Raw genomic sequence first — 21,909 nt, 5'->3', positions numbered from 1 at the left:
CATAAGGGGGAAGTTACATGTATGATTTTCTAATTATCGGCGGAGGAATTGTCGGTCTTTCAACAGGAATGGCCTTAACGAAAAAATTTCCACATGCTAAAATCGCAGTCATCGAAAAAGAAAATGAACTTGCGCATCATCAAACAGGACATAATAGCGGTGTCATTCACTCCGGCATTTACTATAAGCCAGGCAGCTATAAAGCGAGATTTGCGAAAGAAGGAAACGCAGCGATGGTCGAGTTTTGTAAGGAGAATGGCATTGCCTATGACATGTGCGGCAAGGTGATCGTTGCGACAGAACAAGAAGAAATCCCTCTTTTACATAACCTGTATGAAAGAGGTTTGCAAAATGGGTTACATATTTCGAAAATCGATCAAGAGGAACTAGCGGAAATCGAGCCTCATGTAAATGGACTCGGAGCCATCCGCGTTCCGTCTTGCGGCATTGCCGATTATAAAGGAGTCAGTTATACATTTGCCCGTTTTATAGAAGAGAGCGGGGGAGAAGTACATTTAGGTACAAAAGCAGAACGGATTTTTGAATATAAAGATTTCGTTACAGTCGAAACAAACAAAGGCACATTTGAAACAAAATTTCTCATTAATTGCGCAGGATTACATAGCGATCGAATCGCCAAAAAAACAGGAATACTAACAGACATGAAAATCGTCCCATTCAGAGGTGAATATTATGAACTTGTTCCAGAAAAGCGCCACCTTGTAAAACACTTAATTTACCCTGTTCCAAACCCGGACTTCCCATTCTTAGGTGTTCACTTCACAAGAATGATAAATGGGGACGTACATGCAGGGCCAAACGCCGTATTAAGCTTCAAGCGAGAAGGCTACACAAAAAAAGACTTTGACATAAAAGACTTCATGGAAACAATGACATACGCAGGCTTTTGGAAAATGGCGATGCCAAATATGAAAGAAGGCTTAAAAGAAATGGTTCGCTCTTTCAGTAAACAATCCTTTCTCAAAAGCTTACAGCGCCTAATACCGGAACTCACAGAGAAAGATATCGTTCCAACTCACGCTGGTGTAAGAGCACAGGCGATTTTATCTAATGGAAATATGGTAGATGATTTTTGCATTATCCCTGGTATAAACTCGATGCATATTTGTAATGCACCGTCTCCAGCGGCAACAGCGAGTTTGAAAATTGGAGAGGAAATTGTGGGCAAAGTGCCAGACGTGATCTTGGACCGAATTTCTTTGTCAAAAGCTACTTTTTAAGGTAGCTTTTTAATTTTTTTTTGGTAAATAACAAAATTGGTTGAATTACGGATATATATTGAGAAACAAGCGATATATTTGAAAAATAATTAATATGAAACAAGAATGCTCAATATTTCTGTATGAAATAGGAGGTATCCGGATATTTTCGAAATATTAATAAGGTGTAGTTCCTTTCGTGAAAGCGCTTTATTTGTTAACCTATAATCCATATCGTTAGACAGGGAATTAATTTTATGAAACAATAGTAACAGGTAAGGAGAGGGTGCTTTTCCTTAAGTGCTTCGTATTGAATTTATTCTATAAGAGAAAGTGTGCTTAATGATTTTAAATGAAATAAGGAGCTGTTTTTATTATATGCAACAAAAAAATGATTTAGATTTTGGACCTCAAGATGTAAATGTAGTGAACCCAAAACAAGCCAGGAAAGCCGTTATTGCTACTGGTATCGGGAATGCGATGGAATGGTTCGACTTTGGATTATATGCGTATTTAGCGGTTATTTTAAGTCAATTATTCTTCTCTGGTGTTCACAATAGTGGCTTACAGCTTGTACTAACATTTGGTACCTTTGCTGCCGCCTTTCTAGTTAGGCCAATTGGTGGTATTTTCTTCGGTAGAATTGGTGATAAACATGGCCGAAAGATTGTGCTGAGTACAACGATTATTTTAATGGCACTTTCTACATTATTTATCGCGTTATTGCCAACATACGAACAAATTGGAATTTGGGCACCGATTTTATTATTAGTTGCTCGTATGGTTCAAGGATTTTCCACAGGAGGCGAATATTCAGGAGCGATGGTGTATATCGCTGAATCGTCCCCCGATAAGAAGCGTGGTATACTCGGTAGTGGCCTTGAAATTGGGACGCTTTCTGGTTACATCGCCGCTTCGGTAATCGTTACTGTTTTGACAGTCGTGTTAACAGATGAACAAATGCTTAGCTGGGGATGGCGTATCCCGTTCTTAATTGCTGCACCAATTGGTTTGGTCGGTTTATATTTACGCCGCCATTTAGATGAATCTCCTATATTCCAAGAGATGGAAAAAGCACAAGAAGATTCTGAAGAAGATGAACAATTTTCGTTCATTGATATTTTGAAATATCATAAAAAAGACTTTCTTTTAAGCACAGTCATTGTTGCCTTCTTTAATATTACAAACTATATGATCCTTTCTTATATTCCTTCTTATCTAACACAAGTATTAAAAGTCAAAGAAACGACTGGTTTAATCATTATTTCAATTACGATGGCACTCATGATTCCACTGGCGCTTTATTTCGGGAAATTAAGCGATAAAGTTGGTAATAAACGTGTAGTACAATTCGGATTACTCGGTTTGACATTATGTTCAATTCCTGCCTTTTTACTAATCGGTAATGGACATATTGCAGCAATTTTTATAGGTATCTTTATTTTAGGTTTCTTCCTTAGTGTTTATGAAGGAACACTGCCTTCTTTATTACCATCTCTCTTTTTCACAGATGTACGTTATCGTGCACTCTCGATATCATTTAATATCTCCGTATCCATATTTGGTGGAACAACACCGCTCGTATGTTCATATTTAGTTCATGCTACTGGAAATGCACTAGCACCCGCATTTTACTTAACAGGTATAAGCTTAATTGGGTTAGTTGTATTTAGCCTACTATTTATCACAACGTCAGGTCGCGCCTTGAAAGGTTCGTACCCGACTGTAGAAACGAAAAAAGAAGCACACGAAATAGCGAAGCAAGACCCTGAAGAAGCACTTTGGTGGCACGAAGAATCTTTAGGAATTGAAGAAGTGAAAAACTCATAATACATGAAAAGCAACTTATATTTTTGTAATATTTTGAATTATTTAATTGAATAAGTAACAGAGCGCACTTTTCTCTCATTCAAACGAGCACAAAAAAGCCCCCTTATTACAGATTGAATTGTAATAAGGGGGCTTTCTCATGGTAAGAAATCGGATTGGATTTCTTTTACTATACAGCTTGTTTTTCTTCTTCTGAATTATCTTTTTCCCAACACTCTGTGTTCTGTAAGCCAGGAATAGAATCAGCTTGGAAAATAGGTGTCTTTCCAGTCTTCTTTTGCTTGATATAGTCTGCTAAAGCGGCGTATGCAAATTTACCAAGAAGGGTAATGGCAATTAAATTTGTAAATACCATAAGACCCATAAATAAATCCGCCATATTCCAAACTGTTTGAAGCGTCGCAACGGATCCGAATACAACCATCGCAACCACCGCAACACGATAAATCATTAACCATGTTTTACTTTCTTTAATGAATGCAATATTTGTTTCACCATAGTAGTAGTTTCCTAGTAATGAACTAAACGCAAATAAGAAAATAATAATAGCTAAGAAACTGCTTGCCCATGGACCAATTTGTGAACTTAATGCGTTTTGTGTTAACTCAATTCCTTCTAAATTCGCTTGCTTATATACCCCGGAACATAAGACGATAAATGCTGTTGAAGTACATACTAAAAACGTATCAACGAAAACGCCAAGCGCTTGAACAAGTCCTTGCTTTACAGGGTGTGAGACATCTGATGTAGCGGCAGCATTTGGTGAACTACCCATACCAGCTTCCGTTGCGAATAAACCACGCTGAATACCGAACTTCATTGCTGCCCCAATACCACCCGCAATTGCTTGATCTAAACCAAATGCTCCTCTAAATATTTCTAGAAAAACATCCGGTAAAATATAGAAATTTTTAATCACAACAAAAACAGCTACGGCAATATAAACAATAGCCATTGGCGGAACAATCGTTTCTGTAATACGTGCAATACTTTTAATACCACCAAAAATAATAATCGCAACGAGTGCAGCCATTATAATTCCTACGATGTAACGCTCTAAACCAAAAGCGTTTTCAAATGCTAATGTTACTGTATTTGCTTGTACAGAGTTGAAAATTAACCCATAAGTAACGGTAATCAGAAGTGAGAACCAAACGCCCATCCAGCGTTTATTTAGCCCCTTTTCCATATAATAAGCGGGCCCCCCGCGGAATCCACGCCCGTCTTTTACCTTATAAATTTGTGCAAGCGTACACTCTACAAAACTGGTAGCGGCTCCAATAATCGCGATGAACCACATCCAAAATACCGCACCAGGTCCTCCCATTGAAATCGCTAGTGCTACACCAGCTAAATTTCCGATACCAATACGAGCTGCTGCACTTAAACAAAATGCTTGGAAAGGAGAGATACTATCCTTTTTCTTTCCTTTTTTGTTAAACCCATTACTGATTAACCGTATCATGTCACCAAAATGGCTAATTTGTACAAATTTTAATTTAAAAGAAAAATAAAGCCCGAGGCCGATTAATATTACAATAAGAATATATGACCATAAAATGTTATTCGTTATCTCAAGGAATCTACTAAAAGTATCGATCATGTAATGCACTTCCTTTTTTAGTTATAAGAAAAGTATATGCAAAAAATATCTTAGAATCAAATTCAGTATGAAATAACTTGTATTAATATCGTTTTAAGTAACATTATATTAATTATTCTTATTATTTTATTTTTGTGAATAATTTAAGCGTGAGGGGGAAACCCTTTTTTGTTTGGAATGAGATGGCGAAATTTTCCGGTTGGTCGATAGGGTGTGCCGAATCGCTGATATATGGTGAGAAACGGTCGATATATTTGGGAAATCGCTGATATATTCGCGGGAATGGTTGATATCGTTTTATCGATTGATAAAGATGTCACATAATTAATAATATCGAAGAATGAACAAAGGATTCTTTGTCTATTCCTTTTCTGTAGAGATGCTGTATAAGTATCGTACGGAAAAAAGGTGTAGAGGGAAATGATTGGGAGAATAAAAGGTTTATTACCTGAACAATCCCTTGATAAACAAGGGATTGTTAGGATAAATTATGATATTTAAGAGCGCCTAGAACCAGACTTGCGAGCAGCTAATGTACTTTCATCATCCAGTTCGGCTTCAATGTGAGAAGTTTTTGAAGACTCCCCCATGCGCCAATAAGTGATAAAGCTTATAGCAATACAACCAGCTACATAGAAGTAGAAAAGCGATTCGTGTCCAATACTCTTCAGCCATAACGCGATGAACTCCGCTGTCCCGCCGAATACTGCAACAGTAATTGCGTAAGGGAATCCCACGCCAAGGGCACGGATTTCCGTTGGGAAGAGCTCCGCCTTCACGATGGCATTGATGGAAGTATAACCTGTAACAATAATGAGACCGACCATCATAAGTAAGAAAGCAACGATAGGATATGTCGTTTGCTCCATAATTAGGAACAGTGGCACTGTCAGTAAAGTTCCCAATATGCCGAAACCAATCAATAGCGGACGGCGTCCAATCCGGTCAGATAACATACCGGCAATCGGTTGAAGTACGACGAATACCAGTAAGGCGATAAAGTTAATCCAGCTAACGACTTCTTTAGGAAGGCCTACAGTATTTACCATGAATTTCTGTAAATACGTCGTGTAGGTATAGAAGGCAACAGTTCCACCGAGCGTTAGCCCGACTACTGTCAATACTGCCTTAGGATGTTTCATCAGCACCCGAATGGTTCCAGCGCTCTCACGACTTTCAGAATCCATTTTTGAGAACTGCTCCGACTCATCCATCGTACGGCGCAGCCACAATACAGCTACTGCTCCCATTGCTCCGATGATGAAGGGAATACGCCAGCCCCAAGACTTCATATCCGGCTCGCTCAGTATTTGCTGGAGAACGATCTGAACACCAAGTGCGACCAGCTGTCCCGCAACAAGTGTTACGTATTGAAAGCTCGAGTAGAAACCACGTCGGCCACTGCTGGCCATCTCGGACAAGTATGTAGCGGAAGTTCCATACTCTCCACCTAATGACAATCCTTGAAGCAGACGTGCGAGAACGAGAATAATAGGGGCCATTATACCAATAGTGCTATAACCTGGGGTACAGGCAATAATGAGAGAACCACCAGCCATGATAGTGATAGAAAGCGTCAATGCAGCACGTCGACCATAACGATCAGCATAACGCCCCATTAGTAAGCTTCCGAGCGGGCGCATCAAGAAGCCGACGGCAAAGATGGCTGCCGTATTAAGCAATTGACTGGTCGGATCTCCCTTAGGGAAGAACTCTGCTGAGAAATACACGGCGAAAGCAGAATAAACGTACCAGTCGTACCATTCAATCAGATTTCCAATTGAACCTTTGAAGATGTTTCCTGTGATGCGTTTTGTATTTGCGCGATTGGTGGATTGAGACATGATTAAGACCCTCCTTTGAACAAATTTCTTTTTTTTACACTTGAAAACTATAGAAGTAATTTGAAAAACAGCATTATGGACAAAGTATGAAAGCGTAAATAAATTATATCTTTTTGTTTGAAAAGTCTCAATATAATGAAAAAATCACCCTGTCGTCCCAACGCATGCTGGTGTCAGAGTTACGGCTATTCTATTACATGGGTAAATCTAGTGGTGGATCGAGTGAGTCTTTCGGTGGCTATCTTTTGAGGGGGCTTGTTTGCTTGGAGTGTATTGAAGTTGTGAAATGTGTGGGGTTACTATTTTATATTGAATTGCTGATATATTTGAAGGGTAATATAAAGGATGAAATATAAGACGTAAATAGTGCTACATTGTAAGGTATAATTCAGTTATAATAACTCTTTTGTTTTATAAACTTATAAATGGTGGTGCTAGAAATGGATTACAATTTTGAGATTTTATCGCTTTTAGATAATTCCATTGAGTTTGAGAAGTTGCACAGTAAGTTTAATCGTTTTAATCCTTTTAAAATATTAAAGGTAGATAAGTTTGAGATTAGGCATTCTAACATGATTTCTTGGTTACTGGATCCAAAGGGGAATCATCATTTAAGTTCGTTTTTTATAAATAAGTTGCTGTCTAAAACGTTTGTAAAAATAGAAAATGAAGATTTAATTAGTGAGTATAATTTTATTAAATTACATAAGCAGTCACTTCAAGATTTGGAAGTTTTTCGCGAAGTGCAGACAAGTAAAAATAAGCGGATTGATATTTTAGCAATATCAGAATCACAAAAGATCGTAATTCTCATTGAAAATAAATATAAGTCATCAGAATCCGATGGACAATTACAAAATTACTTAGATTTTGTTAATAGTAAATATGAAGGTTATACTATCATTCCAATATTTTTAAGTTTAGATGGTAGTGCACCAAGTCATAAAGAATATTTTATTTTAGATTATGGAGATATATTAAATATATTAAAAGGACAACTCGAAATTAACAGTGAATATACGTCTAGTACGATTAAAGATTTTCTTTCCTATTATATTGATATATTAGAAGGCGAACTTGTTCGTGATGAGGAAGATATTGAACTAGCATTAACTATATATAAAAATCATAAAGATGCTGTTGATTTTCTATGCCTAAACGGTGATGGGAAAGTAGCTGGAAAGTTTGCCAATAATAATTTGTTAGATGCGGTGAAAGGTTTAAGTGCGGAAGAGAAAGAGGACCTTCGTAAAATTTACATGAATTACGCTGAAACTCTCACCTTTATACGTGAAGCAGGAAATAGTGTCATGAGAGAGGCATTTTTACAATTTGTAAACCAAAATCAAATTCGGACTGACTGTTATCATGAACATATTCGTATTCCGTCTTTTATTTTCCCAGAATGGAAACAACTTGATGATGTTGTCGGCATCCCAACTCATGAGTGGTGGCTAAATAACGCTCTCATTACATGGTTTGAAAGAAAAGCAGATGGGCGTATGAAACTGATTGTCGAAGTTGGACCGCTAGAATACAAACAGAGATTAAAGTTATTATGTAAGCTAGAAGAAAATGGAATCAATATTAAAGGAAGATCTAAAGAATCCGGATCCATGTACACAAGAATTTATGCAGGGTATGAAAAAATAAGTGATTGGGCAGATCAAGATGAGATTCTTCGTGTCATGAATAAAATGTATAACAGTAATAATTTTAACAAAGTAATTGAAGTGATATCGGAAACGATAGAAGGTCTTATATATGGAGAAGAGACACCTTCTTCTGAAATTGTTGAAGTAGAACGTAATCAACAGGAAGTAGATACTTTAGCGAATGCATTTCAATTATTTGTTCAACAACAAAGTTTTCAAAGAGATTTTTACAATATCCATCATAGACTTCCATCATTCATTATGCCAGAGTTTCGATTGCTTGAAGAACAATTTGGTGTACCAAAATGGAATTGGTGGTTAAACAACTGTGTAATTATGTGGTTTGAACGTTTAAAAGACAACCGTTTGAAGTTCATAATAGAAGTTGGGCCGTTAGAATCTCATAAAAGAATATCCTTATTAACAATGCTAGAGAGTAAAGGGATAAAAATAAGTGCAAGGGCTAAAAAACCAGAAGCAGCTTATACACGAATTTATACGAGTACATGTAACGTTGATGAATGGTCAGATGAGGAAGAAGTAGTGGGTGTAATGAATGAGTTGTTTGGTCATAAGGAATGTCAGGGTGTTATAAGTTTATTAACTGAGGTAGCGGGGAGTAAGGTGCTTGGGTAAGATTGTGAGAAAAAGGGTGGAAGTTGTAAAGTAACCTTCTATAAAATGAGTGAGAGGGAGAATACCATTGAAAATCTTAACATGGAACATCCAGCAAGGTGGATCTGATAAACGTATACCTCTAATTGCAGAGCAGCTTCAGAAACATGCACCTGACGTTTTGGTTGTAACGGAATATTGGGAAGGAAAAAAAGGTGACAGACTGCAGGAGCTATTGAGAGATGCTGGATATGTACATATGGAGACAAGCGGAGGGGAATTCAAACAAAATAGCATCCTTGTTGCATCTTTGCACCAATTTGAAGTCGTACCCTCTTTTTATAAAAGAGAAATGAACAAAGAACGCTGGTTAGAGATCAAACTCGTTAAACAGGATCTACATATCCTTGCAGTTCACATTCCTACGAATAAACCTAACCCGCAAGAAAAGCTAGATTTTTGGAAGGAAGTTAACGCATTTGCTAGAGAATACAGCAATACGAAATCTATTATTATTGGAGACTATAACACCGGATTGCCAGAAGATACGCAAGGTGCTCCTTTTTATGGTGCCAATTATATGAAGGAGCTAATTGATCTTGGTTGGACGGATGTGTGGCGACATACGCATGGATCGTTTAACGGATATTCATGGTACAGCAATACGGAAAATGGTTTCCGTATCGACCACGCTTTTGTGTCTTCCTCTTTAAAGGATGCAATTTTGGAAGGATATTTTTCACATCGGGAGCGGTTGCTTGGATACTCAGATCATTCGGTGTTGGTGGTAGAGGTTCTACTTGAGGATAACAAATAAAAAATTTCAGAAAGATGATAACTATCTTTTAGTACATCCAAAAATGGATCAAAAAAAAGAAATAGGAACTGTGTCCATCGAAAACTTAGGGTAACGCTTCGTAGCGATTACCTCTATTTGTCGTGTGTCTGTAACCATAGGCTGAGTAGTTACAAGGAGGTTTATATAGATATATAATGAGACTTACAGCAGCTTGATCTTAAGAAATTTCTCAACCAATACACTATAAATGGAGATGAGATTATGACTTCAAACGTTTTTAATATGTATTCTTCACGAGAGTTTGAAGATAAAGAACTGGAATAAAAAACTGCTGATTAGTTGTATCGTAATTTAATTCGTCCAGGAAAACGCCCCATCTACTTTTGTTTTGTAGCTAACCTTTCCTTCATTCTATAGTCATTACCAGTATGGAAGATATATAATATTAGTGGGCTAATTAATATTAGATAGTGAATGAGATAATAATATCTGTAAAGGTTTGGTTCCATTGATTAAAAAATATATTAGTCGTATATATTTTTTATATGATAGAGTTTCTGTTAAATTAAGGAGGAAGCAATGAAAAAGAATATTAATGTTGTTGGAGCAGTGATTGTTGAAGAGGAAAAGATCTTATGTGCACAAAGAGGGCCAACTAAATCACTACCTTTAATGTGGGAATTTCCAGGTGGGAAAATAGAAGAGGGAGAGTCACCTCAAGAAGCATTACAGCGTGAAATTAATGAAGAAATGCATTGTAAAGTGGAGATCGGTGAAAAAATCGAGTATACAGCTTATGAGTATGATTTTGGTATTGTTCATTTGACAACTTTTTACTGCAAGCTTATTGAGGGAAGACCTGTTTTAACCGAACATGTAGCGATAAAGTGGCTATATCCAAACGAACTTGCATCTTTAGAATGGGCACCTGCTGATATTCCGGCTATTGAGAAGTTATCAAAGGAGTCTTTTGTAAATTAATGTTATAAAAAATATATGAAGCTATTCACCATATGTGAATAGCTTTTTAAAATTCATAGTAAATTTGCACTCTAAAATAGTGAGTATTACAATTAATATAAAAATCTGTCAAAAATGGTGATCAGATAGAGAATTTTATTGGGAAATTAGAAGCATCCTTATATAAGGGATTTATTGATCAAAAACATAGTCAATCTGGAAATTATAAACCTAAGCTACTAGTAAACAATACAAAGAACAATGAAAATGTTTTAACGTCACTACTGGAAGAGCTTGAAAATAGTACATCTTTTATTTTTTCTGTTGCTTTTATTACAGAAAGCGGTCTGGCTACTCTAAAATCGCATCTTCTTGATCTTAAGCGAAAAGGAATTAAGGGGCGTATCTTAACATCAACGTTTTTAAATTTTAATCAACCAAAAGTATTTAGAGAACTAATGAAAATTGAAAATGTAGAAGTAAGATTAACAAATTTAGCTGGTTTTCATTCAAAAGGATATATATTTAATCACAAAACTCATTATTCATTGATTGTTGGGAGTTCTAATCTAACAGCGCATGCTTTAAAAGTAAACTATGAATGGAATATAAAGTTAACATCGCATGAAAATGGAGAAATTGTTCAGCATTTCAAAAGTCAATTTGAAGAAGTATGGAAAGATGCTCAAGTATTAAATGCAGAGTGGATCGATAATTATGAAAAAACTTACAAGCCAATCGATAATAAAGTAGCTAATCAAGTTATAGAATTACCTAGTCAATATAGTAATTCTATTGAGGATGCTTTAAAAATTGTTCCGAATAAAATGCAACAGGCAGCACTACAAGAAATACAAACTGTTAGAGATGCCGGAAAAGAAAAAGGATTGATTATTTCAGCAACAGGAACGGGTAAAACATATCTGTCCGCATTTGATGTGAGACGTTTTGCACCTAAGCGTATGCTATTTATTGTTCATCGTGAACAAATATTACATAAAGCAAAATCAGATTTTCAAAAAGTTCTTGGTGGGATTGAAGAGGATTTTGGAATCCTATCAGGTTCGAATAAACAAACAGACGCGAAGTATTTATTTGCTACCATTCAGACCATTTCTAAAAAAGAAAACTTATCTCAATTTGATCCAGAAGTATTTGACTATATTTTAATAGATGAGGTTCATAAAGCTGGAGCTAAATCCTATCAGAATGTAATCGAGTATTTTAAGCCTAAATTTTTAATGGGGATGACAGCTACACCAGAACGTACGGATAACTTTAATATTTATGAGCTATTTGATTACAATGTTGCATATGAAATTCGTTTGCAAGAAGCTCTTGAAGAAGATATGCTTTGTCCTTTTCATTACTTTGGAGTAATGGATTTTGAATACAATGGAGAAATCATTGATGATGCTGTAGTTTTGTCTAAGCTTGTTACTGAAGAACGTGTAAATCATATAATTGAAAAAGTTCAATACTATGGTTTTTCCGGTGAAAGAGTAACAGGGTTGATGTTTTGCAGTCGAAAAGAAGAGGCAGAACAACTATCTCGTGCACTAAACGAAAAAGGTTTCCGCACAGTGGCATTAACAGGTGATCATTCTCAAGAAGAAAGAGCGCTTCGAGTAAACCAATTAGAAAACGGTATTCTTGATTATATTTTAACTGTAGATATATTTAACGAAGGAATTGATATTCCTAGTATTAATCAAGTAGTAATGTTAAGACAAACACAATCGAGTATCATCTTTATTCAACAGCTTGGACGAGGGTTGCGTAAGCATAATTCGAAAGATTTTGTTACGATTATTGATTTCATTGGAAATTATAAAAATAACTACTTAATTCCAATAGCTCTTTCAGGTGATAAATCACAAAACAAAGACAATATACGTAGACGTACAAATGATACAAGTTATATTAAAGGTATTTCGACGGTTAACTTTGAGGAAATAGCAAAAAAACAAATTTTTAAAGCGATTAATGATAGTAATTTAACAGAAATGAAAATTTTAAAAGAAGCTTTTTTGGAATTGAAAAATAGAATAGGGAGAGTCCCATATTTATACGATTTTGTATCAAACCATTCTATTGATCCTGTTGTGCTTGTTGAAAAGAGTTCCAATTACCATCAATTTTTACTAAAGATGAAAGAAGAAGTTCCTGTATTAACAGATTATGAAAATAAAGTTTTAACAATGCTTTCATTAGAAGTATTGAATGGAAAACGTAAACATGAAATTATTTTGCTAGATTTGTTACTACACCAAGAAAAGGTTAGTCAGGATGAGTATATTAAATATTTACTGAATTCTAAGTGTCAAACAGATGATGCTACGATAGCTTCAGTCCAACATATTTTTGATTTATCATTCTTTACACAAAATAGTAAGAAAAAATATGGAGAAAAACCAATTGTTATTTATTCCGAACGTAAGGATTATATGTTTAATGATTCAATCTGTGAGAGTTTACAGCGAAATAATTATTTTAAAGAAATGATTATTGATATTATTCGAAGTGCAAAAGAAAAAAATAAAATTTATCAATGCAATAAACCGCTTACTTTGTACAAGAAATATTCAAGGAAAGATGCTTGTAAATTATTAAATTGGGATAATGATGAACACTCAACGATGTACGGATATAAAACTAAACATCATACTTGTCCAATATTCATTACGTATCACAAAAAGGATGAGGTGGAGTCTAGTGTGAACTATGGCGATGAGTTTCTCAACCAAGAAGTTCTTAAATGGTATACCAGAAGTAATAGAACATTGAAGTCTCCAGAAGTCCAAACGATCATTGAGGCAGAAGAAAACAACATTAGTATTCATATTTTTGTAAAAAAGGATGATGGTGAGGGGAGTGACTTTTACTATTTAGGTAAAGCAATTCCTGATAAAAAAAGCGTGGAACAAACAGAAATGGAAGATACGAAGTCTGTTGTGACAATGAATATGATTATAGAACATGCTGTTGATAATAAAATTTATTCTTATATTAAGGAAGGGCACGCTTTGCGTTGAATTTAAGCGGTATGAGTATTCAAGGTAAGAAGCTGTCAAATAATTAAGGAAAAGGCCCCCTAATAAATTTGTTAGAGGGCCTTTCTGAGTTTTTTGATGCTATATGGATGTATATAGGAGAATAAGGTTCGTGTTAAAATTGAAAAAAGCCAATTGGAGGTAATTTAATTGCCAACCCACAACAAACTAATCCGCGACCGCATCCCAGAAATAATCAAACACAACGGAAAAACACCAATAACAAGAATACTAAATGAAAAAGAATACATAGAAGAAATAGGTAAGAAAATAGGAGAAGAGCTAACCGAGTATTTAGAAGCAAAAAGTAAAGAGCATAAAGTAGAAGAACTAGCAGACTTATTAGAACTCATAAACGCACTAGCACAACACGAAGGTGTAACGCTTAAAGATGTGGAAAAAGCACGGAAACAAAAAGCGGAAAAACGCGGTAGTTTCCAGGAGCGAATTTTTTTAGTTAAGACAATGAAATTATAAGAACAAAACAGCCTCTTAACAGTCTTGTTCCTAAACAGGCGAGTTTCATTCTTTATTTTTGTTGCTCATTATTTTTATGCTTAATGCAACAAAGACAATTCCTATTATTTTCATTATGGTGTTACCTATGTCTCCGAGACTATTAACTGTTAAATTCATTAAAAAAGCTCCCAATAGACAGAGGAATATACCAAATAACATTTTCAATATATGTAGCACCTAAATTCTTTATAATATTTTTGGGGATTTTATCAATCACTTTATTGATTGGATATTTTTACCTAATGTCCTTCTTGTACTTTAGTTGAGGTACATGATGACTAATGTTCAGCTTAACTTCTGAAGCATATATTGGCTCGAAATTGTCCAAGTACTTCACCAACTGTTATAAAATAGATATATGAGATGCGAGAAAGAGCAAGATTTAACGGGGAGGCTTCCAAATGTATATGGACGAAGGCGGAAATTTGCAGTTAACGAGTCAAGCTCTTCAGGTAATAAATAACGGAATCGCAATCACAAGCCATAATGGAACAATCACATTCAGCAATCCATCATTCTGCAGCATGTTAAACAAAACAGAAAATGAAGTAATAGGTAAGCACATATCAATGATTATTCCTAATCGTAAACAGCTAGTAGTAAATCAAAATGATAGTTTGCATCAGTACGAGTGTAAGGTTGGAAACCAAGTGTTCATCGTGAATGAATCCCCTGCATACCAGGACGGAAAAGAAGCCGGAACAATTGTCATTCTAGAAAGCAAGGAAAAAAGCGTGCAATCCTTAGAAAGAACTATCAGCCGATATGAAAATGCTTTGAATTTACTGTCGGAGTGTATTATAGGGGTGGATGAGCAAGGGGTTATTAATTTTTTTAGTGGTGCTTATGCGCAATTTTTGGGGATTGATGATCCGAAGGAAGCGATTGGGAAGCATTGTACGGAGGTTGTTGAGAATACGCGGATGCATGTTATTGTGAAGACGGGGCAGGTGGAAATTGGGCATATTCAGCGCGTGAATAGTCAGAATGTTATTGCAAATCGTATTCCTGTTATGAAGGAAGGGAAGGTTATTGGTGCGATTGGTAAAATCATGTTTCATGATATCCAGCAGTTTAAAGTTTTGGCGGATCAGATTGGCGTAATGGAATCGAAGTTATCATATTATCAAACTGAGTTAAAGCGGCTACAAGAAGGTAGGTTTTCGTTTCAAAGTATTGTAGGTGAGAGTGCGAAAATGGAAGAAGTGAAAACGATGGCTTTGAAGGTTTCGAAAAGTCGGTCTACGGTTTTGATAAGGGGAGAAAGCGGAACGGGGAAGGAGCTTTTTGCCAATGCAGTTCATCATGCGAGTCCGCGTGCTGATGGTGCATTTATTCGGTTGAATTGTGCGGCGATTCCGAGGGATCTTTTAGAAGCTGAATTGTTCGGGTATGAAGAGGGTGCTTTTACCGGTGCGAAAAAAGGTGGTAAGCCCGGGAAGATTGAGCTAGCTCATAAAGGAACGTTGTTTTTAGATGAGATTGGTGATATGTCTTTGGACATGCAGGTGAAGTTGCTTCGAGTTTTGCAAGAGAAAGAGATTGAAAGAATCGGCGGCACGAAAATTCAAAAGGTTGATGTCCGTTTTATTGCGGCAACGCATCGAAATCTCCGTGAAATGGTGCAAAGGAGAGAGTTTAGAGAGGATTTATATTATAGGTTACATGTGTTTGCGATTGATATTCCTCCGCTAAGAGAACGAAAGGAAGATATGGTACATTTAACGGAATTTTTAATTCGGAAATTGAATGAGGAGCTTGGTAGTAGCGTTCTTTCATTAGACGCGAGGGTAAGGGACATATTCATGGAGTATGATTGGCCAGGGAATATTAGGGAACTGGAGAATGTACTAGAGAGAGCGATGAATGTTGTGGAAGGAACGGTTATTCACGTGCATCACCTTCCTGTCTATTTACGGCAAAAAGATTTGGAAGAAGAGCTATATCATGAGGGATATCAGGAGGAGAGTGAGCTGAGTTATTCCCTGCAGGCGGAAGTGGAATCCGCTGAGAAAAGGGTGATTGCGAGGGCTTTGGAAAAAACAGATGGAAATAGAAAAGAGGCAGCTGAGCTTTTGGGGATCCATCGGGCTAGCTTATATCGAAAAATAGAAAGGTACGGAATCTAAAGGGCGAATGGGCCCTTTTTTTATTTGTCGCGTTTTTGCGACGCTTTCTTATATATGCGACATAGTTGTTATTATTTGTAGCATAAATGCGACATGTGAAGGTGGGCATGCAAGGGAGATTGGGGGCTTGTCCTTGAAGGAATAAGGAAATGGGGAATGAGTCGATTTTTGGCATAACTCTTGCTATATAAATGAAAAGAATTGTAATAGGAAGGGGATGGAATCTAGTGCTGGAGAATCAGAGTTTGCCACATTTTCTTATGCAAAGTATCGAAAAATCGCCTGATAAGGTGTATTTACAATTTGAAGAACAAAGGGTTACGTATGAGGAGCTCTATCACCGAATTACAAGAGCTGCGGCGGGACTTTGTGAACTCGGTATTCAAAAAGGTGACAAGATTTGTATTATGCTTCATAACAACCCTGAATATCTGGATGTATGGTTTGCTTTATCTTTTATGGGAGCAATTGCGGTACCTCTTAATGTGCATTTAAAAGGAGAGGGTTTGCAGTATATTGTATCCCACTCCGATTGTAAGGTAATGATTATTGATAAGGAATTTGTTCCTCAAATTGCTTCTTGTTTACCGTTTATAAAAAGGGAAATCCAGGTTGTTGTTTACGGTAATAATGAAAGCGCGATCACTATGAGTGATGGTAAAGAACGGCCGGTAATTGGATTGAAAGATGTATTGCATACAAATCATCATTATCTTCCAAATGAATCTGTTTCCTCCTCTTCTATCAACAGTATCCTTTACACCTCTGGAACGACTGGATTACCGAAAGGGGTCATGTTAAGTCATTCTGCTTATGTCAATTCTGCACAGTCATTCGCTACCTATATGGTTGGCGCAAATTCGCAAGATATTTTATTTACAGCGCTGCCGTTATTTCATATTAATGCCCAGGCTCATACAGTGCTCGGTGCTATTTCTTCCAATGCGACGATTGCTCTTGGAAAGCGGTTTAGTGCTTCTCGTTTTTGGGATGAGATTCGCGGGCATGGCGCAACCATCTTCAATTCTTTAGGATCTATGATTCCGATTCTCTGTAAGCAACCGGAAAAGGAAAACGATTATGAAAATCCTGCAAGGGTGACAGCTTGTGCCGCTACGCCTAAGGAATTTTGGAAGCCGTTTGAGGAGAGATTTGGCGTCCGGATTGTGGAAGGCTACGGATTAACAGAAACGACAGGCTTTTGTGTAACGAATCCATTGAACGCTAATAAGCCGCCTTCTATCGGAAAACCGTATTCCTATGTCGAGACGAAGGTTGTAAATGAGGGTGGAAATGAAGTGCGGACTGGTGAAGTCGGAGAGATTTTTATCCGTGCTTTACAGGGGCAGACATTCATGGACGGTTACTATAAAATGCCGGATAAAACAGAGGAAGCGATGGAAGGAGGATGGTTCCATACAGGAGACCGCGGTTACCAGGACGAGGAAGGTTACTTATACTTTTGCGATCGAATTAAACAGTGTATTAGGAGACGTGGAGAAAATATCTCTTCTTGGGAAATTGAAAAGGTTGTGAATAATCATCCGAAAGTGCTTGAATCGGCTGCCATTGGTGTCCCGTCAGAAGTGGGAGAAGAGGATGTCAAATTATATGTAATTGTAAAGCAAGGGGAAACGATGTCTCATGAAGAGATTATTGATTGGTGTCAAGAACGCATGGCTTACTTTATGGTGCCGCGATACGTTCAGTTTCGTGAATCTTTCCCAAAAACTGCGACGGAACGGATTCAGAAGTTTAAGCTACAGGAAGAAGGAATCGGTATTGCTTGGGATCGCGAGCAGGCGGGATATGTCATTAAAAGAACGAGTTGAAAGTTGTCTCATTACATATTGGAAAGAAGGGATTGTATTGGAAAATAAGCGAGTTGTTTCATGGTCCAAAGAAAAAGGAATCGCGACTATTATCATTGATAATCCTCCTGTGAATGTACTGAGCTATGCGGTGATTGAAGAGTTGACGGAGGTTGTTGATGAAATTGAAAGAGATGATGAAGTCATTGTTGTAATCCTAACTGGCGCTGGGGAAAAAGCATTCGTTGCCGGAGGGGACATCAAGTCATTTCCAGAGTGGATTGGAAAAGGAAGTGAATATGCAGAAGAAAAAGCATTGTGGCTCCAGAACCCATTAAATAAAATAGAAAGACTGCCGAAGCCTGTAATCGCTGCGATTAATGGATTAGCGCTTGGGGGCGGGTGTGAATTGGCCCTATCATGTGATTTACGGATTATAGAAGACCAGGTCAAAATCGGGCTTCCGGAAGTGACGCTAGGTTTGTTTCCAGGTGCGGGAGGAACGCAACGTTTGCCTCGCTTAATCGGAACTGCGAGGGCAAAAGAAATGATGTTTACTGGTGAACCGCTCGGTGCCGAAGAAGCCCTGCAAGTTGGGCTAGTAAATCATGTTGTTTCGCGCGGCGGGGCGCTGAATAAGGCGAAGGAACTGGCTGCGAAGATGGCTCGATTCTCTCTTCCTGCTTTATCGTTGATGAAGCAATCTATCAATAAAGGATTATCTTATTCTCTTGAGGAAGGGCTAAAAATAGAGGCTGAAAATTTTGGCCATGTATTTCAAACGAGTGATGTAAGAGAGGGAGTGGGTGCTTTTATAGAAAAGAGAGTACCACTTTTTCAGCATAAATAAAAAGAATACGATGTCTGCCTTTGGTAGGCATCGTAACAACATATGTAAGCGTAACACAAATTTGAGAGAATTGAGGGGGGACTAGGGGTTATGGAATTATTGATTGTACTGTTATCGCTTGGCTTGCTTATATTTGTTGCTTACCGGGGATTCTCAGTTATTTTATTCGCTCCGTTATGTGCGTTGCTGGCTGTGTTTTTGACTGATCCAGCGCACGTTTTACCGTTCTTTTCTAATGTCTTCATGGCGAAGATGGTCGGATTTATAAAATTATATTTTCCTGTGTTTTTGCTTGGAGCGATATTCGGTAAGGTGGTTGAAATCACTGGAATCGCAGAAAAAATCGCGAAAATTATCATCCATTTTATAGGGGTGAAAAGAGCGATTCTCTCCATCGTGTTGATGGGGGCGATTCTTACATACAGCGGTGTAAGTTTATTTGTCGCAGTATTTGCGATTTATCCATTTGCAGCGCAATTATTTCGCGAAGCAGATATTCCGAAACGTCTTATTCCAGCGACAATCGCATTTAGTGCATTCACGTTTTCGATGGATTCTCTTCCTGGATCACCTCAAATTCAAAATGTTATTCCAACTACGTTCTTTAAAACAGATATTTATGCAGCACCTACATTAGGAATCATTGGAGCATTATTTATTTTTACATGCGGCATGCTGTATTTAGAAAGGTGTAGAAAGAAGGCAGCGGCTAAAGGAGAAGGTTATTTCGGGAAAGGTGATGCTGCTTCTGAAATGGCAGCGACAACTAGCGCGCAAGCGGCACCAACGCCAATTGTTTCAGGTGCTGCGATTCCAGCTCGTTACTGGTTGGCGTTTCTACCGCTTGTACTAGTTGGAGTGATGAATAAAGTCTTTACAGAATTTATCCCTGTTTGGTATACAAAGGGATTTGATTTTGCATCCATCGGTTTGAAAGAGTACGGAACAATTGATATGGGACAAGTCATTGGTATTTGGTCAGTGGAAATCGCGCTTCTTATCGGTATACTAAGTGCTATATTATTAAACTTCCAAGCGGTAAAAGAACAGTTTCAATCGATTACAAGCGTGGGTGTAAGTGGTTCAATCTTAGCTGCGATGAACACGGCAGCCGAGTATGGATTCGGTGCTGTTATAGCAGCTTTGCCTGGCTTTGTGATGATCCAAAATTATTTAACTGGGACATTTTCCAATCCTTTAATCAACGGAGCGGTCATGACGAATATATTGTGCGGGCTAACGGGATCAGGATCAGGCGGAATGAGTATTACGTTAGGTTTAATGGCAGAACAATATATTGAAGCAGCAGCGAATTTTGGTATTCCATTAGATGTACTGCATCGCGTTATCGCAATGGCAGCGGGAGGTATGGATACTCTTCCGCATAACGGAGCAGTTATTACGTTACTTGCAGTGACGGGATTAACGCACCGAGAAGCGTATAAAGAGATTTTTGGTATTACGTTAATTAAGACAGCTGCTGTTTTCTTCGTTGTTGGCGTGTATTTGATGTTTTCTATTGTATAGGCGAGAATACCATAGCCATCAAGTTATGTATAATTGTAAACAAGCCATCATTCTATGAATGGATGGCTTGTTTGTATGTCTTCAATGACATCCTTTAGTGTTGCTTTGGAATAAAGTTTGATCATTTTCTCCCTGTGTTGCTCCACAATCGCGCCCTTTAATGGAATAACTAGAACGTTCAGTCAACGATTTGATGGCCATGACCCCTGCATTTTCCTTAATTGAATAATTTGGCCTGTATGATAAGCATCATGAAGCATGATGTCCAGTAATTTCCCCTCAAGAGAATTTTGCTCAAGCTCTTTTTCGGAAATTGCACTCAATACCTGTCTTAAATTACGTTGAGCGTTTTCAGAACGTTCAACGACTTTCTTCCATTCCTTATCATCATTAGATTGATTGGTAAGATAAAAGGTTTCATCACCGTCGAGATTATGTGTCCATTCACGGCCTTCCAAGTTTGCAGCAAGTCTCTCTTTGTAATAAATGAGATGATTAACGTTCTCCCAAATGGTTTTAGTTGCCTTCCCAGATGGTTTCCAGATAGCCTGTTCGGCTGTAATTCCTTCTATAGCATGTTTAAACGGTGCATACCAACTCTCTTTATCGAATGTTGAATCTAGCACGTTTAAAAGCAAGTCAATTCGTTTCAAAGTAATCTCCTCCCTAAATAGTTAGAATTTCAAAAAAATCCTTATAACTCTGTTGAGATTCTACATTTTCAAATAAACTTCCTGCTTTTTAACTACCCTGCTAATCTTATTCCACAATATGGCCCTTTAAAAGTAAAAGAGCACTACCCTTTTTATTCAAGGATAGCGCCTTATAATTGAATAACTGATGGTTTTCTTACAGCAAGTTTACGAAGATTTCAGTAAATTAGTAAAGTAAAGAAGAGAATATCCAAACTAACATTCTCTTCTTGAGGTTTACCCGTTTAAAAAGAAGGGAAGTTATCTAAGTTATTTTCTTTAATACCATCAGGTTCACTACGTATAATATCCCTGCCATACTTATGAAATACGTCCACATGAGCTAACTTCCCTGATTTTGCTTTATCAAGAGCAGTAATATAATCTATTTCTCTTCCACTACTTGTTTTAAAAGCAATAATATCATCCTCATCATTTTTACGAACTGCAACAATTTGTTCTACTCCTGAATCGACTTCCTCAACTACTTCCAATTGAGCTTGGTCTTCTCCTTGTTGTAAGTATTCATTATAAATTTTTTCAAAGTCTTTTTTATTCATAAAACCCACCTCCAAAACATTTTATTAGTATGTTCGGAAACTATTAGTTTATGTACTATAATCCTTAACAAAATGAATTGTTTTTACAGTTTTTCATACTTCCATTCCATAAATGCGAACCTATTCCAGCTTTTCAGCCTTATTCAACATAGTGGCCCAATACATAAAGATCAAGGACAATTCTTGCTACAGAATTGCGCCCTTTAGTTCAATAAGGTATGGAAAAAAACTTTAATTGTTCC

15 protein-coding genes are annotated in these 21,909 nt (G+C 37.2%); 11 read left to right on the top strand and 4 right to left on the bottom strand.

Annotated elements, in window-relative coordinates:
* Window positions 1–17: 17 nt before the first annotated feature.
* Window positions 18–1,241, top strand: a complete 1,224-nt coding sequence (lhgO, locus tag AAIE21_RS15660) for an L-2-hydroxyglutarate oxidase (RefSeq protein ID WP_343267619.1) — start codon at window positions 18–20, stop codon at window positions 1,239–1,241.
* 357 nt (window positions 1,242–1,598) lie between these two features.
* Complete coding sequence (locus AAIE21_RS15655; RefSeq protein WP_343267618.1) at window positions 1,599–3,050, top strand: MFS transporter; 1,452 nt, start codon at window positions 1,599–1,601, stop codon at window positions 3,048–3,050.
* Between the two features lie 169 nt (window positions 3,051–3,219).
* On the opposite strand, the gene AAIE21_RS15650 is transcribed toward AAIE21_RS15655, so the two are convergent.
* Together AAIE21_RS15650 and AAIE21_RS15645 are read right to left on the bottom strand one after the other, a co-directional pair.
* The gene (locus tag AAIE21_RS15650) at window positions 3,220–4,653 is read right to left on the bottom strand and encodes an alanine/glycine:cation symporter family protein (protein WP_343267617.1); all 1,434 of its coding nucleotides are present in this window, start codon (window positions 4,651–4,653) and stop codon (window positions 3,220–3,222) included.
* 497 nt (window positions 4,654–5,150) lie between these two features.
* Window positions 5,151–6,497, bottom strand: coding sequence for an MFS transporter (locus tag AAIE21_RS15645; RefSeq protein WP_343267616.1), 1,347 nt, complete (start codon window positions 6,495–6,497; stop codon window positions 5,151–5,153).
* 440 nt (window positions 6,498–6,937) lie between these two features.
* Here AAIE21_RS15645 and AAIE21_RS15640 point away from each other — a divergent pair, with 440 nt between their 5' ends.
* The 9 genes from AAIE21_RS15640 (at window position 6,938) to AAIE21_RS15600 (ending at window position 20,415) form a co-directional block, all read left to right on the top strand.
* Window positions 6,938–8,788 (top strand): PDDEXK-like family protein, encoded by a 1,851-nt coding sequence (locus AAIE21_RS15640; protein WP_343267615.1) that lies wholly within the window; start codon window positions 6,938–6,940, stop codon window positions 8,786–8,788.
* Window positions 8,789–8,855: 67 nt separating this feature from the next.
* Entirely contained in the window at window positions 8,856–9,584 is a 729-nt protein-coding gene (locus tag AAIE21_RS15635; RefSeq protein WP_343267614.1) for an endonuclease/exonuclease/phosphatase family protein, read from the top strand.
* A gap of 561 nt (window positions 9,585–10,145) precedes the next feature.
* Window positions 10,146–10,547 carry a (deoxy)nucleoside triphosphate pyrophosphohydrolase gene (locus tag AAIE21_RS15630; RefSeq protein ID WP_343267613.1) on the top strand — a complete coding sequence of 134 codons (402 nt, stop codon included), beginning with the start codon at window positions 10,146–10,148 and terminating at the stop codon, window positions 10,545–10,547.
* Between the two features lie 125 nt (window positions 10,548–10,672).
* Window positions 10,673–13,561, top strand: a complete 2,889-nt coding sequence (locus AAIE21_RS15625) for a DEAD/DEAH box helicase (RefSeq protein ID WP_343267760.1) — start codon at window positions 10,673–10,675, stop codon at window positions 13,559–13,561.
* Between the two features lie 168 nt (window positions 13,562–13,729).
* The gene (locus AAIE21_RS15620; protein ID WP_343267612.1) at window positions 13,730–14,056 is read left to right on the top strand and encodes a pyrophosphohydrolase domain-containing protein; all 327 of its coding nucleotides are present in this window, start codon (window positions 13,730–13,732) and stop codon (window positions 14,054–14,056) included.
* 443 nt (window positions 14,057–14,499) lie between these two features.
* A complete protein-coding gene (locus tag AAIE21_RS15615; RefSeq protein WP_343267611.1) occupies window positions 14,500–16,227 on the top strand; it encodes a sigma 54-interacting transcriptional regulator in 1,728 nt (575 codons plus the stop codon).
* Between the two features lie 227 nt (window positions 16,228–16,454).
* Entirely contained in the window at window positions 16,455–18,059 is a 1,605-nt protein-coding gene (locus AAIE21_RS15610) for an ATP-dependent acyl-CoA ligase (RefSeq protein WP_343267610.1), read from the top strand.
* A gap of 37 nt (window positions 18,060–18,096) precedes the next feature.
* Entirely contained in the window at window positions 18,097–18,888 is a 792-nt protein-coding gene (locus tag AAIE21_RS15605) for an enoyl-CoA hydratase (RefSeq protein ID WP_343267759.1), read from the top strand.
* 90 nt (window positions 18,889–18,978) lie between these two features.
* Entirely contained in the window at window positions 18,979–20,415 is a 1,437-nt protein-coding gene (locus AAIE21_RS15600; RefSeq protein WP_343267609.1) for a GntP family permease, read from the top strand.
* Between the two features lie 182 nt (window positions 20,416–20,597).
* Here the strand turns inward: AAIE21_RS15600 and AAIE21_RS15595 are convergent, their stop codons facing one another.
* Together AAIE21_RS15595 and AAIE21_RS15590 are read right to left on the bottom strand one after the other, a co-directional pair.
* Window positions 20,598–21,068, bottom strand: coding sequence for a DinB family protein (locus AAIE21_RS15595; RefSeq protein ID WP_343267608.1), 471 nt, complete (start codon window positions 21,066–21,068; stop codon window positions 20,598–20,600).
* A 284-nt stretch (window positions 21,069–21,352) separates the two neighbouring features.
* The gene (locus AAIE21_RS15590; protein WP_343267607.1) at window positions 21,353–21,667 is read right to left on the bottom strand and encodes a DUF3892 domain-containing protein; all 315 of its coding nucleotides are present in this window, start codon (window positions 21,665–21,667) and stop codon (window positions 21,353–21,355) included.
* Between the last annotated feature and the right edge of the window lie 242 nt (window positions 21,668–21,909).

This window comes from Paenibacillus sp. 102, assembly GCF_039549175.1.
Taxonomy (GTDB): domain Bacteria; phylum Bacillota; class Bacilli; order Bacillales; family Bacillaceae_G; genus Bacillus_A.
The sequence above is the reverse complement of the archived record's forward strand: the minus strand, read 5'-3'. Positions and strand labels throughout refer to the sequence as shown.